Source organism: Streptomyces sp. NPDC054813 (assembly GCF_053611365.1).
In genome coordinates this window covers 139,192-153,039 of the sequence record NZ_JBSHAF010000027.1, presented here as the reverse complement: position 1 = coordinate 153,039, position 13,848 = coordinate 139,192, and the positions used below count along the sequence as shown (strand labels likewise).

The following is a 13,848-nucleotide window of genomic DNA, read 5'->3' as shown; positions in this document are numbered from 1 at the left end:
CCCGAGGAGATACGGGCCGCCACCGACGTGCGCCGCAGCCGTGTCACCTCGCACCCCGGCGTTCTGCGCCGAGGTCGAGGGAATCCGGCATCACCGCACACACATCACCCTCCACAGGTCAACAGCTGGGAGGGAGGAGACGTCGGTGCGCAGGGGAAAAGGTCCGATGCACCGGCCGCCGCTGAGGGTCACCCTTGAGAGGGAGGCACCGGGAAGAGCATGCAGCTGCTGTTGGCGTGGGCGAGCAGACGGTCTTTCGCGTCGACCAACTGCGCCTGGGCGAGGGCGGTTCGACGACCGCTGCTGACAATCGTGCCGATGGCTCGCACCGGGCCCGTGTCCACGGTGATCGGTCGCAGGAACTTCACGGTCATGTCGAGCGAGGCGTACGCCATGCCCTGCGGGAGGGTGGACTGGACGGCGCAGCCCGCTGCCGAGTCGAGCAGGGTGGCGAAGATGCCGCCGTGCACGCTGCCGATCGGTTGTAGTGCTCCTCCCCCGGTGTCAGCGAGAAGACCGCCCTGCCGGGCTCCACCTCGTCCAGGGCGAAGTCGATGGCGTAGTTGATGGGCGGCCCCGGCAGCTGCCCCGCCTGCACCTCGCGCAGGAAGTCGATACCGGCCATGCGTCCGGCGGCCTCCGCCAGGATCGCGGGATCTTCCCATTGATACGTACGTGTTCGTCCCACGACCGGGCGCCTTCCATCTGACTTTTCTGAGTGAAGCTAGCTTCTGGTGCACCTCACGATGGCTGGAGGGAGTGGCTTGAGGCGAGCACGGAGAACTGCCCCGTCCAGCGCACGCTCGACGTGATCGGGGAGAAATGGACGCTGCTGATCCTGCGCGACGCCGTCAACGGAGTCCGCCGCTTCGACGACTTCCACCGCCACATCGGCCTGTCGGAGGCCCTCCTCAGTGACCGCCTCCGCAAGCTGACCTCGGCCGGCATCCTCAAGACCGTCCCCTACCAGGAGCCCGGCAGCCGCTCCCGCAACGAATACCGCCTGACCCGCAAGGGCTGGGACCTATGGCCCGCCCTCATGGCGCTGAGCCAGTGGGGCGAGGCATACACCCTCGGCCCCGAGGGTCCTCTACTGGATGTCCGCCACACCGACTGCGACGCCCCCGTCCGCGTCATCGTCGAATGCTCCACGGAGCACTCCCCCCTCACTCCCCGTGAAGTCACCGCCCGGCTGGGAACAGGCGCACGCCCCCGGCCGGGAGCCATCGACCGCGCGGTCGCGAGCCAGACAGCGGTGGACCATCAGCTCTTCGGTCGCCAGGAACGACAGGTGCTCGCCCCCGACGATGACGTGTCGCAATCGTCGATCCGCATGAACCGCTCGAGCCCGATGTCCACCTCCGCCACCGCCTCGATGAACGCACCGCCCAGCGCGGCCTCCGTTTCGGCGATCAGCCAATGCACTCCACAGTGGGGCCCCGCGCTCGGCCAGGAGTTCACGGCGCAGCAACTCACATGTGCCCCTGGCCGGTTCGGACATGAAACGATCCCGCGCGATGACTATACATTTCATATAGTCCTTGCTAGCGTCCGCTTCGTGGCGAAGGCGTCGCTGGGCGGTAAACGTGTGCTCACAACGGGAGCGGCGCGCCGACGGCGATCGTGAAGTCCCGCCCCTCGCCCCCCCCGAATTCGGACTCGCCGCACTGACGTGGACGCGGACGACACCCCATGACTGAAGACGAGGCATCCACATGACTGCATACGAACTCGCCGGCAAGGTCGTACTCATCACCGGCGGCACCGGCGGGCTCGGCAGAGCGACGGCTCGGGCTCTCCTCTCCCACGGCGCACGGGTCGGCATCGTGGATCTGCATCCGGACACGCCAGAACTCGCAGCACGTATCTCGCCGTCCGGCGTCGCCGGCTTCACTGCAGACGTCTGCGACCGCGACGCACTCGACGATGCAGTAGCCCACATATGTGAGCGGTTCGGGCGGGTCGACGTCGTGATCGCGAACGCCGGCATCATGGGGCCTGGCTCCACACTTCGCGCCATGCCCGCACCCGCGATCGACAAGGTGCTGGCCGTGAACGTCAACGGTGCCATCAACACCGTGAACGCGGCGATGAAGCAGATCGTCGCCAACCAGGGTCAGGTCGTACTGATCAGCTCGGTATTCGCTTTCCTCAATGGCATGGGGGCGATTCCCTACGCAATGAGCAAGGCCGCGGTTGAGCAGCTCGGACGCGGACTCCGAGTGGAACTTGCCCAGCACGGTGCTTCTGCCACCACGGCCTACTTCTCGCTGATCCAGACGGACATGATCAGAAACGGCGTCGACGAGGACCCGACGATCGGCAAGCTCCTGTCCAGGACAACGCCGCGACCGCTGCGCAAGCGCCTTGAGCCGGACCAGGCTGCCCATGCCATCGTGCATGCCATCGAGCACCGCTCACCCCGCGTGATCCGGCCGGCTCGCTGGACGCCGCTGTCCGTCTTGCGAGGGGTGATCAACCCGGCAATCGACGCGCGTCTGGCACGTGATCTCAAAGTACGCGCGCTGCTCGGCAAGCTCGAAGGACGTTGAGTCCGGTAGCCGCTGTCGTACGAGGGCCAGGTCGGATGGAACGCCCTGGCCTTCGCGTTGGCCCGTCGGAGCATGTCAGTAGAGTGGAACGCATGGGAGCGGTACGCAGATACGGGCAGGCCTGCCCACTCGCCACGGCGATGGACGTGCTGGGCGAGCGCTGGACCGTACTCATCCTCCGCGAGCTGTTGCTGGGCCCGAAGCGGTTCACCGAGATCCTCGGCCGCATGCCGTCGATCGGACCGAATCGCCTCACCGACCGGCTTCGCACTCTGCACGCGATCGGCGTCGTCTCCAAGGCCGAGCCGGCGCCGGAGTACACCCTGACCGAATTCGGTGAAGAGCTGAGGGTCCCGGTCATCGGACTCGGGCTGTGGGGCCTGGGTCTGATGAGCAACGGTGTCGATCCGTCGGCTGCTCGGACGGACATGGTGGCGCTGTGCATGACCGTGGCGATCGCCCCCGGCCGGCTGGCCGGCCTTGCTCTTGAGTGCGACGTCGATGCCGGCGAACGGTTCTCCATGACCGTCGGCGACGGTGCGCTCCAGGTCCGGTCCGCACCGTCACCCGCAGCGTCGCCCACCACTGTGGCCTGCGACGCGGGAACGTTCATCGCGCTGTCGCTCGGGAACGAGAAGCCGTCCGCCGCCACCGAGTCCGGCCACCTCGCGGTGGACGGCGACGCCGAGGCGGTCGATCACCTCTTCGCGGCCTTCGCCGAGGCGGCCCGACGGCTCACCACTCACCGGTCGGCCTGATCAGGCATCGGAGAGCAGGCTGGTGCTGCCCGCGGCGATCGTAAGGTCCGTCGCGGGCAGCACCAGCGGGGCCTCAGCGGGGCCTCAGGCCCCGCGCTTGCGACGGAAGGACGTCCTGCCGTTTCGCCGCACCATCGAGACAGTGGTGGCCAGACGCCCGCGGCGCAGGTCGGGTTCGAGTCCGGCGCCCAGTCGGTGCAGCTGGTCGGCGTGCCAGCTGAGGTCGAGCACGCCGTCGAGTGCCTTGATGTCGGCGACCTTGCCGAGCACGCGGCGCATCCCGTAGCGCATCTGGTGTGCGACGACTGCCTCGGCGCGCCCCGTGAGGATCACATCGGCGGCATCGGGCGTCGTGGCGGTGGGCCGCCCGATGCCGACGACGTCGCACTCTCCGGCGGCGACGGCGTCCGCCATTCCGTCGCGGGAGCGGAAGCCACCCGTGACCGCGATCGGGATGTCGCCCACCAGGCCGCGCACCGTGCGGGCGTACTCCAGGAAGTAGGCCTCGCGGGCGCGCGTCGACGCCGCTGCGGAACCCCCCATCGCCGGCGACTCGTAGTTGCCGCCGCTGACCTCGATCATGTCGAGTCCTTCCCGCGCCAGGGCCGCGACGACTGAGCGGGACTCCTCCTCGGTGAAGCCACCGCGCTGGAAGTCGGCCGAGTTGAGCTTGACGGCGACGGCGAAGCCCGGTGACACCCGTGACCGTATGCGGCGCACGACCTCGAGGACGAAGCGCATCCGCCGCTCGGGGTCGCCGCCCCACTCGTCGTCGCGTCGGTTCGACAGCGGGGAGAGGAACTGGTTGACCAGGTAGCCGTGAGCTCCGTGTACCTGCACCCCGGCGAAGCCGGCGGTCTCGCACACCGCGGCCGCGGTCGCGAACCGCTCGATGATGTCCTCGATCTGCGCGGACGTCAGCTCGCGGGGTTTGGCGGCGCCGGGCAGATTGAGCGGGACCGGGCTGGGCGCGACCGGCGTGTGCCCGAGTGCGAGCATGTTGGACTGGCGGCCCGGATGGTTGAGCTGCACCCAGGTCGGGATACCGGCGTCCTTGGTCGCCGCGGCCCATCGCGTGAGCGCGGCGAGGTCGCGGTCGTCCTCGATGACGACGTTGCCCGGCTCGCCGAGTTGGGTGCGGTCGACCATGACGTTGCCGGTGATGATCAGTCCGTACCCGCCCCTGCTCCAGGTGCGGTAGAGCTGTTCGAGGCGATGGTCCGGGGCGTTGCGTTTGTCGGCGAGTGCCTCGCTCAACGCGGACTTCATGATCCGGTTCGGCAGCACCTGGCCGTCGGGCAGGGTCAGGTGGTCGTGAAGGGACGTCATGGGGGTCCTTCGGTCGGGGTGAGTGCGTGGGCAGAGGGGTGTGCAGGTGCCCTTGACCAGACAGGCGCCGGTCGGCTCGAGCCGCGGCCTCGGCCGAGTCGCGCGACCGCCGATGAGCGCCGACGTTCTTCGGCCGGGCCGGTCAGGCGAGTTGGCGCTTGAGGATCTTGCCGGTGGAGGTCAGGGGCAGTTCGTCGACGAACTGGACGATGCGCGGGTACTTGTACGCGGCGAGCCGCTCCTTAGCCCAGGCGGCGAGTTCCTCCTCGGTCGTGCCGCTCCCGGCCTTCTTCACCACGACGGCCTTGATCTCCTCGCCATGGGATTCGTGCGGTACGCCGATCACGGCGACCAGCGAGACGGCGGGGTGCTCCATGAGCACCTCCTCGAGCTCGCGCGGGTAGACGTTGAAACCGCCGCGGATGATCATGTCCTTGGACCGGTCGACGATGTAGTAGAAGCCGTCCTCGTCCTTGCGGGCGAGGTCGCCGGAGCGGAACCAGCCCTCCCTGATCGCCTCGGCCGTGGCCTCGGGCCGTTTGTAGTAGCCCTTCATGACGTTGTGTCCCTTGATCGCGATCTCCCCGATCGCGTCGGGGCCGCCCTCGACCTCGGACCAGTCGTCGCGGATGAGCTTCATGTCCACGCCCGGGATGGGCACCCCGATCGACCCGACGCGGGGCTCCTCACCGAACCGGGAGAAGGACGCGATCGGGGAGGTCTCGGACAGCCCGTATCCCTCGAGGATCGTGACTCCGAAGCGGTCCGCGAACTGCTTGTGGATCTCGGCGGGCAGGGCTGAACCACCGGCCACCGCCACGCGAAGGTTCGCGGCCAGGCGGGCGACGTCGACCGTGTCGTCGAGTGCCGCGAGAAGACCCCAGTACATCGTCGGGACCCCGGCGAAGAACGTCACGTCGTGGGTGAGCATGAGACGCAGGGCGGCCTGGGCCTCGAACCTCGGCTGCATCACGATCGTGCCGCCGAAGGCGAAGGCGCCGTTCTGGATGACGGTCTGGCCGAAGGCATGGAACAGCGGCAGCACACACAGGTAGGTGTCGGGGCGCTCTGGATCGGCCGCGAACAGGTCGATGCCGATGAGCGCGTTCTCGTACACGTTGCGGTGCCGCAGCTCCGCGCCCTTGGGGTGACCGGTCGTGCCGGACGTGTAAAGGATCACCGCGGTGTCGTCGTCGTCGCGTTCGACCGTCCGGAACGTCACGGGCTGCTCGGCTACGACCGAGGCGTACGACTCCGGCGTCTCGCCCCCGGACCATGGCGCGCCACCGCCCTCGATCAGGAAGAACTCGGCGCAGGCCGCGCTCGCCTGGAACCCCTCCCACGCGGCCTGCCCGATCGGCAGCTCCGGCGTGCCCTCGAAGGCGAAGTACGCCTTCGCGTCGGAGTCGGTGAGGTGGTAGGCGACCTCGCGGGCCTTCAGCAGCACGTTCAGCGGTACGACCGCGGCACCCGCCTTGAGGATGCCGAAGTAGATGCTGGAGAAGTGAGGCAGGTTGGGGCAGGACACGGCGACCTTGTCACCCGGCTGGATCCCGCGCGAGACGAGCAGGTTCGCGACACGGTTGGCAGCGGAGTCGAGGGCGTCGTACGTGATCCGGTCGTCACCGAAGATGATCGCGGTGCGCCCCGGGTGTCGGGACGCGGAATCCGTCAGCAGTCGTGACACGTTGCGGCTCGGGCTGAGCATCATTGCTCTCCTGGTTCTCGGGGTGTGTGCGGTCGGTCTAGGCGAACGCCGGAGGCGGCACGAAGCCCTCCACTTCGCGACCCAGCAGAGCGGCGAACTCGATGGTGGTGAGATCACCTCCGCTCGGGCCCATGGCCTGCAGCCCGATGGGCAGTCCGCTCCTGCCCTTGCGCACCGGGATGGTCGTCGCCGGACCGCCGGAGACGTTGGCAACGGCGTTCCACTTGATCTGGTCCCAGTAAGGACGTCGCACACCGTCGACTTCGTAGGGCCGCCCGAACCGGTCGATCAGTTTGTTGTGGTGGGCGGGGGCGGCCGTCGGGGTGACCGGCATGAGCACGATGTCGAAGTCTTTGAAGAACTCGAACCATCGCTGCCGGATCTCATTGCGCACCGTGTGGGCCTTCAGCCAGTGGTAGTGGGACTGGAAGGTTCCGAGCAGGGCGGGACCGGCGTCGCCGCGCGGGTGCTGGAGGAGCCGAGCCAGCAGCGCGGCATTGGGGGCAGGGGTGAGGCCCGAGCGGTCGTAGGACAGCGCGCCGAAGAGCAGGGGCAGGAAAGTCTTCCGGTGATTGGTCGCGATGTCGACGGGGAGGCTCGCGGGCCGGATCGTGACTTTCGCGCCGGCCGCCCGCAGCGCAGTGACCGCGTCGTCCACGGCTGCGGCGACGTCGCTGTCGACCGGACACGAGGGATCCTCGCCCCAGACGGCGACCCGGTAGTCCGATAGCTTGGTCGAACGCGGCGGTGCGAGCGTGTAGCTGAAGCCGGCGTCGTGGTCGGCCGTCCCAGCCGTTGCCCGCAGGATCGGAACGAGGTCGCGTGCGTCGCGGACCTGCGCGCCGCCGCAAGCCATGTCGGCGTCCGTCCACCAGCCCACACCCGGGCCGTAGGGGACATGCCCGCTGAGGGGGATCGACCGCCAGGTCGACTTGTGCCCGTACAGGCCGTTGAAGTGGGCGGGGATCCTGGTCGACCCGCCGATCTCCGAGCCGAAGTCGAACGCCGCAAGGCCCGCGGCGGTGGCGACGGCACCGCCTCCGGCGGAGCCGCCGGAGGTGCGGGTCGTGTCCCAGGGATTCGATGAGGGACCGAACACCGCGTTGTCGGCCTGGACGTCCTGGTTGCCCGGCGGCATGTTGCTCTTCCCCATGATCACGGCACCGGCCGAACGCAATCGCCTGACCGCCTCGGCGTCCTGGTCAGGCACGTGGTCCTTCAGGTCCACGCGCCCGCCGACGGTGCGCATCCCGGCTGTCTCGAAGCTGTCCTTGACCGTGATCGGCACACCGTGCAGCGGACCGAGGTCCTGCCCCGCCGCCCGCGCGGCGTCCGCTTCCGCGGCCTCGCGACGGGCACGCTCGGGATCGAGTGTCACCACCGCGTTCAGCACGGGGTTGTGGGTGGCGATTCGCTCGAGGTAGAGCTCGACGAGCTCCCGGCTCGAGATCTCACCCGCGGCCAGCGCGCGTGACTGATCCACGGCGGACTGGAAGGGAACGTCACTCACGGCGTGCCTCATCTCTGGCAGTGGCAGATCAGCTGCGAATTGTCTGTCACTCATAATATTACGTGCGTCAGACCATAGATTATGATGGGGTGCGGGGCAATGGCCCCGTGGAGCGAACGGAGGAAGCCCGTGGCGCGCTACGCCAAGGAGCACAAGCAGGTGACGCGGCAACGGATCATCGAGAAGGCCGGCCGCCGGTTCAAGCAGGACGGCATCGACGGCTCGGGCATCTCCACGCTGATGTCGGATGCCGGGCTCACCAACGGAGCCTTCTACGCCCACTTCGAGTCCAAGGACGACCTCGTCGCCCATGTCGTGACCGACGAACTGCGCACACAGGTCGCGAAGTACGGCACCCTGCGACCCGGCCGCCCGGGCCTCGAGGACCTCCTTCGCGACTATCTGTCGCCCGAGCACCGGGACCACCCCGGCGTCGGATGCCCCTCCGCCGCCCTGCTCGACGAGATCGGCCGCTGCGGGGACGGGACCAAGCAGGCCTACACCGATGGCGCGAGGGCCATCGTGGAAGAGATCGCCGCCCGCCTGGCACCTGAGGACCCGCGGTCCGCTCGCGGTAAGGCCATCGGACTCTTCACCATGATGGTGGGAACGTTGCAACTGTCCCGCGCGCTCTCCGACCGGAAGTTCGCCGACGAGGTCCTTGAGCAGGGAATTGAGAACGCCCTCACGTTCGTGCACTGAGGACGGCAGTCAATCCGCGGCTGGGTGGCTGTCCGCCTCCGCCGCGCCAGGGGTGAGGACGTCGAGCCCGGACTCGGCGACGTTCCCGTGCACCCCGGGCATGACGGCTCACGGCCACCCACACAGTCGCCCGGAGGGCTTCAGCACCCGCGCCTTGCGTCGACCAGCCCAGAGACAGGTGTGGCGAGGGCAACGAGTGCAGGGCGTGGGAGTTCGACACGAAGGACGCCGTCAGCGGAACCCCAATCGTCGCGGACGCCGGCCTGCTCATCGCGCACCGTGGCGAGCGCCGCCAGGCCGAACTGCCGACTCGGAGGGAGGAGCACAACCGCCCGCACCACAAGGCCCAAGGGCGTCACGGCTCTGAGGCGACGTCCTCGGTTCGAGCGACGACCGCACTCCGCGCCTACTGCCGCTCGAGGAACTCGAGAGCCGACTCCACGAACTGCCGGTGGAACTGGAAGATGCCGCCGTGGCCTGCGTCGGGGTAGATCACCAACTCGCCGTTCGGCAGCCGGCGCACCAGGTCGGCCGAGTTCTTCGCCGGCACCATCCTGTCGCTCTCACCGTTTGCGACGAGCACGGGGTGGTGGATGACGGAGAGATCCTGGGGCTGCTCCAGCCCCCACCGGTGAATGGTCTTGAGCTGGGCACCGTACGCGCTGAGGGACCTCACCTTGACGCGGTCCTGTGTGCGCTCCTTCAGACGGGCCAGGAACTTCTTGCCGGCCCGACGCCCGCCCGCAGTGCGGGTGAAGAAGAGGAACTGCTTCGGGTCCTGAAGGGTGATCAGTCCTCGGACCGTCTCGAGATGGGACAACCGGGTCACGTCCTTGATGCCCTCACCGCCCGCAGGACCGGTCCCCGTGAGAATCAGCTGGCGGACGAGGTCCGGTTCGGTCTGCGCGATCACCTGGGCGATCATGCCGCCCATCGAGAAGCCGTGGAGATCGACGTACTCGAGCCCGAGCGCCCGGATGAAGGTGACGGCATCCTTCGCCATCGCCTCGATGGTGCGCGGCGTCGAGCCGGTGGAAGCGCCGACGCCCCTGTTGTCGAACGTGATGACCCGGCGCCTGGCGGCGATGCCATCGACGGCCCGGGGGTCCCATTTGTCGAGGACCGCGGCGAGGTGGGTGAGAAGGACCACCGGGACGCCGGACTGGGGACCGAGCTCGCGGTAGACGAAGGTCACTCCCCCGGCGGTGCGGTGCGGGTCGGCGCGTCCTTGTACGACGTCACCACGTCGCCTCGTAGTCCTTGTGCGTCATTCACGGTCGCGCCCTTCGGCGTCGGGTTTCTGCAGCATGCGACGTCCCCTTTTCCCTGGAGGGGACGTCGCAGAGCAGTTGCCCGGGTCTCGCGACGGCGGCTGCAGTCTGCGGGTCGACGATCGAAGGCCGTGGGAGCGAGAACCGTATGCGGTCGAATCCCTCAGCATCACGTCAACAATTAAAGTTGTGACCGTACTTCTATTAGTGCGCAAGCCGACGCGCTGAACGAAAATGCCGTGGCATGGGCACGCGTGTTGATGTGCGGGCGGCCCCTGTCCTGAGGGCGCGCACTGTGGCGTACTCCCCGATGCGTACCCAGGTGCGGTGAGTGGGCAGATCCGGGCGACTCCGGCCTCTTTCGGTTCGAGCGGGCATGGTTGGCCTGTGCTGCGGGCTATCGAGGGCGCGGCCGTACGCGGTCGCCGACGGCGTCCATGTGTCGCCGTTCCTTGAACCGTGACCCCCTATCGGTCCTTGGGTTCTAACGCTTGTCGCAACATTCCTTGATCATTAGAGGTGTGTTGATGGCGAGGCGGGGACGCAAGCGCAGGCTGGAGCTCAAGGCCGAGTACTGGCGCCTTCTGGCGGCCGGGGTGGGCAGTGTCGAGGCGTGCAGGCGAATCGGGGGCGCGTGTGATGCGGTACGGGAAGGAGCACAGGCCGGCGACGATGCGGTGGATCACCGGCATGGCCGGCCGCCGGTTCAGGAAGACGGCTTCGACGGTTCGGCTCTCACGGCGGACGCGGGCCGCGCATGACAGCCATGTTTGAGTATGGGCAATCTCCACGAGGTCGCGTCACCGGGAAGCACTGACTGCCGGCCGGGCTTCGTGATGGTGACGTTCGGCGTGCGCGCGGGCGCCGCCTCACACGGTGGGAGGCGACGCCCGCGCGACGAGCCACCGGCCATCGACCTGCATGGTTCGGGGCCGGTGGCACGGCCGGCGTGGTCAGGCGGCGAGGAAGTCGGCCACCTGCTTGGTGAAGGCCTTGGCGTACTGGAAGAGGAAGGCGTGGCCGGCGCCGGTGTAGAGCACGAGGGTGGCGTTGTCGAGGTGCTGGACCGCGACGTAGGAGTTGTGGGCGGGGATCATCACGTCGTGCAGGCCGTTGGCGTAGAGGACGGGCTGCTTGATGGCCTCCAGTTCCGCCACCACCTGGTCGAAGGGGACCGCCAGGAGAGCGCCCACTGCGGTGAGCATGCCCTGCGCCGCCTTCTCGGAGATCGCGGGGCCGCCCTCGGCGAGCCGGGTCGAGATGTGGTCGAAGTGGTCGAGCCCAGCGGCGCGGGCCGCATCCGTCTCGGGGTAGAACAGGTACAGGATGTCATCCCGGTCGGCATCGGGCTTGTTCATGATGCCCAGGACCTTCTCGCTGAAGTCCGGAGCGCCGGGCACCCAGCCGGCCGGGCCACTGCCCGCCACGATGAGCTTGCGGACCAGCTCGGGACGTCGCAGGGCCACACGCTGGGCCACGATGCCGCCCAGGGACCAGCCGAGAAGGTCGGCCTGCGCGAGGCCGAGTGCGTCGATGAACTCGATGGCTCCCTCGGCGAATCCTTCGAGGGAGTCGCGCGGCTCGCCGTCGGTGTAACCGACGCCGACGTTGTCGAACACGATCACGTCGTGGTCGGCGGCCAGGTAGTCCAGGAACTCCGGGTCCCACCAGTCGATGGTGCCGCGGAAGCGGTTCAGCAGGACCAGCGGGACGCCGCCCTGCGAACCCATCCGGCGGTAGGTGAACGTCGCGGAGGGACCTTCGACGGTGAGGCCCTCGGCCTTGTCTGCCAGATACGTGCTCATGATGTCCTTCTCTTGTTGGCGGGTGTCCGTGAGATCTCGCGGGTCTGCTCGCGCAGCACACCAAAGACGTGCGGGGACTGGGGGACGGAGTTGTCCGTGCCAGCACCCGACGTGCTGAGCCGGCGTTGTCGACCAGGCCGTCGGTCTGCCCGAAGCGCTCGATCACCTGCTCGACCAGGTTGTCGGCCTGAGCGTCACCGGTTACTTCGAACTCGAGGAAGATCAGCCGTCGCGATGAGTGACGCGGACGTCTCCCGACTCATACCGGTCACCACGAAATCCCCTTTGCCGAGCTCGAGGGCGGCACCCTCGGGGCGAGGCAATGAAATTATGGTCGTAATACTATGCACGGAAGACCGTGGGGTGCAAGTGGGCCCTTGCGGCAACGGGAGGTCCACCGCGCGCCGTCGGGATGAGCCGGGATCCGCAACAGGGCGGCCCGCCACAGGCGGTGGGCGCGGGGCTGCCTGATGACACCCCGCCATCAGCCGAGCGACCGCCGACACCCTGCAATCATTGAATTACGTTCGCAATACCATACGGTGAGGGAGCCGGGCGGAGGGGCGAGCGGCCCTTCCGGCGAGCGAAGGAGCGCGTGGTGCGATACAGGAGTGAGCACAGGCAGGCGACAAGGCAGCGGATCATCGAGACAGCCGGCCGCCGATTCAAGCGGGACGGCATCGACGGCTCGGGCATCTCGACACTCATGAAGGACGCGGGCCTGACCAACGGCGCCTTCTACACCCACTTCACATCCAAGGACGACCTCGTGGCCATCGCGGTCGCCGACCAACTGCAGGCACAGAACGCGAACATCGTCGCGCACGCGGCACCCGGTCGCGCCGGACTCGAACAGATCGTGCGGTGGTACCTGTCCGCCCAACACCGCGACAGCCCCGACGACGGCTGCCCCTCCGCCGCCCTACTCGACGAAATAGGGCGCGGCACGGACCGGACCAAGAAGGCCTACACCGACGGCGCCATGAAGTCCACCCAGCCCAAGGACAAGCTCGTCGGCAAGCTGCCCTGGGTGGCCGCCTTCTCGCCCGCCACCGTCCGCTTCATCGGCGTCGTGGAGTTCGCCGCCGCGCTCGGGCTGATCCTGCCCGCGGCCGCCGGCAACGCCCCCGTCCTGACCCCGCTGGCCTCCTTCGTCGGCGGAGTGGACGGGGTCGGGCACGTGGTGTTCGTCGTGCCCGAAATCACGCCCGAGCTGGAGGAGTTCGTCACCGACGTGCTGGGCATGGAACTGTTCGGCGGCTGGACCGCCACCCTCCCGGACGGCAGCGTCTCCGGCCCGCAGTTCTACCGGTGCAACCCCCGCACCCACTGCCAGGCTTATGTCGGCGTACCGGGCAAGAAGGGGGTCCAGCACCTGGCGATCGAGTCCACCCACCTCGATGACGTCGGCCGCGCCTGGGACCTGGTGCAGGAGCGCGAGCTGCCCGTCACGGTCACCCTGGGGCGGCACATGTCCGACACCCTCATCTCCTTCTACATGCGCACCCCCACCGGCTTCGACCTCGAGTTCGGCGCCGGCGGCGAACTCCTGGACGACAGCTTCGTGCAGACCAACCCCTCCACCTCCGAAGCCTGGGGCCACAAGTTCGTCGCCGACGGCTGGGCCCCCACCGTCCGCCCTCTCACCCCCTGACCCTCACCGGCAAACCCGCCACCGGCCCGCATCAGGTCCGGCTTCCTCGGCCACGACACCATCGGCTCCGCCATGCCCCGCGCCGACATCGCCGCCTTCCTCGTCTCCCAGCTCACCGACACGACCTGCGCCGGCTCAGCTACCAGCTCATGGACTCCGCAGGCTTCCAGCGCGGCCGGCTGACCGGGCTCGTGCTGCGCGCCGAGGACCTGGTCGACGGCGGCCAGGTCGCCGAGTAGCTCAGCCTCGACGCCGCGCGGCAGGCACGGCTCACTGCCGAGGCGACGGCCGACCGGATCCGGGAGCGGTTCGGGCGTGGCGCGATCGGTCCGGCCGCCACCTACCGGCCAGCCTCCTGACCTCTCAGTACCTCGCCACGTTGCCGCACTCGGTGAGCAGCCGGTGACCGTCCCGGCCGGGGCGGTCACCCAACAGCGGGTGCAGGGCGCTGAACACCTCGAAGAGGCCGAAGGCGGCGGCGCCGGCACCCAGGAACAGGGCAGAGTGGACCGGGGGCTTGAGTGAGTGTCAGGTCCATCATGCCTGCTCGGGCGTGGTG

9 protein-coding genes and 3 pseudogenes are annotated in these 13,848 nt (G+C 68.4%); 6 read left to right on the top strand and 6 right to left on the bottom strand.

Going from position 1 to position 13,848, the window contains the following annotated elements; translation table 11 throughout:
- Positions 1-188: 188 nt before the first annotated feature.
- Positions 189-688: pseudogene (locus tag ACWGJB_RS40325) on the bottom strand (PaaI family thioesterase).
- Between the two features lie 30 nt (positions 689-718).
- On the opposite strand from ACWGJB_RS40325, the pseudogene ACWGJB_RS40320 reads away from it, so the two are divergent.
- The 3 genes and pseudogenes from ACWGJB_RS40320 to ACWGJB_RS40310 all read left to right on the top strand — a co-directional run.
- A pseudogene (locus ACWGJB_RS40320) lies at positions 719-1,216 on the top strand (winged helix-turn-helix transcriptional regulator); the annotation flags it as partial.
- A gap of 499 nt (positions 1,217-1,715) precedes the next feature.
- The gene (locus tag ACWGJB_RS40315) at positions 1,716-2,552 is read left to right on the top strand and encodes an SDR family NAD(P)-dependent oxidoreductase (protein WP_453384990.1); all 837 of its coding nucleotides are present in this window, start codon (positions 1,716-1,718) and stop codon (positions 2,550-2,552) included.
- 92 nt (positions 2,553-2,644) lie between these two features.
- The gene (locus ACWGJB_RS40310; RefSeq protein ID WP_453384989.1) at positions 2,645-3,310 is read left to right on the top strand and encodes a winged helix-turn-helix transcriptional regulator; all 666 of its coding nucleotides are present in this window, start codon (positions 2,645-2,647) and stop codon (positions 3,308-3,310) included.
- Positions 3,311-3,394: 84 nt separating this feature from the next.
- Here ACWGJB_RS40310 and ACWGJB_RS40305 read toward each other — a convergent pair whose 3' ends face one another.
- The 3 genes from ACWGJB_RS40305 to ACWGJB_RS40295 form a co-directional block, all read right to left on the bottom strand.
- Positions 3,395-4,639, bottom strand: coding sequence for an NADH:flavin oxidoreductase/NADH oxidase family protein (locus tag ACWGJB_RS40305; protein ID WP_453384988.1), 1,245 nt, complete (start codon positions 4,637-4,639; stop codon positions 3,395-3,397).
- A 142-nt stretch (positions 4,640-4,781) separates the two neighbouring features.
- Positions 4,782-6,350, bottom strand: coding sequence for a long-chain-fatty-acid--CoA ligase (locus ACWGJB_RS40300; protein WP_453384987.1), 1,569 nt, complete (start codon positions 6,348-6,350; stop codon positions 4,782-4,784).
- A gap of 34 nt (positions 6,351-6,384) precedes the next feature.
- Positions 6,385-7,857, bottom strand: a complete 1,473-nt coding sequence (locus tag ACWGJB_RS40295) for an amidase (protein ID WP_453384986.1) — start codon at positions 7,855-7,857, stop codon at positions 6,385-6,387.
- A 129-nt stretch (positions 7,858-7,986) separates the two neighbouring features.
- On the opposite strand from ACWGJB_RS40295, the gene ACWGJB_RS40290 reads away from it, so the two are divergent.
- Positions 7,987-8,559 (top strand): TetR/AcrR family transcriptional regulator, encoded by a 573-nt coding sequence (locus ACWGJB_RS40290; protein ID WP_453384985.1) that lies wholly within the window; start codon positions 7,987-7,989, stop codon positions 8,557-8,559.
- A 406-nt stretch (positions 8,560-8,965) separates the two neighbouring features.
- Here ACWGJB_RS40290 and ACWGJB_RS40285 read toward each other — a convergent pair whose 3' ends face one another.
- Together ACWGJB_RS40285 and ACWGJB_RS40280 are read right to left on the bottom strand one after the other, a co-directional pair.
- On the bottom strand, positions 8,966-9,754 hold the full coding sequence (locus ACWGJB_RS40285) for an alpha/beta fold hydrolase (RefSeq protein ID WP_453384984.1): 789 nt from the start codon (positions 9,752-9,754) through the stop codon (positions 8,966-8,968).
- Positions 9,755-10,783: 1,029 nt separating this feature from the next.
- Positions 10,784-11,635 carry an alpha/beta fold hydrolase gene (locus ACWGJB_RS40280; RefSeq protein ID WP_453384983.1) on the bottom strand — a complete coding sequence of 284 codons (852 nt, stop codon included), beginning with the start codon at positions 11,633-11,635 and terminating at the stop codon, positions 10,784-10,786.
- 595 nt (positions 11,636-12,230) lie between these two features.
- On the opposite strand from ACWGJB_RS40280, the pseudogene ACWGJB_RS40275 reads away from it, so the two are divergent.
- Positions 12,231-12,788: pseudogene (locus ACWGJB_RS40275) on the top strand (DoxX family protein); the annotation flags it as partial.
- 9 nt (positions 12,789-12,797) lie between these two features.
- Positions 12,798-13,289, top strand: a complete 492-nt coding sequence (locus tag ACWGJB_RS40270; RefSeq protein ID WP_453384998.1) for a VOC family protein — start codon at positions 12,798-12,800, stop codon at positions 13,287-13,289.
- The last annotated feature ends 559 nt before the right edge of the window (positions 13,290-13,848 follow it).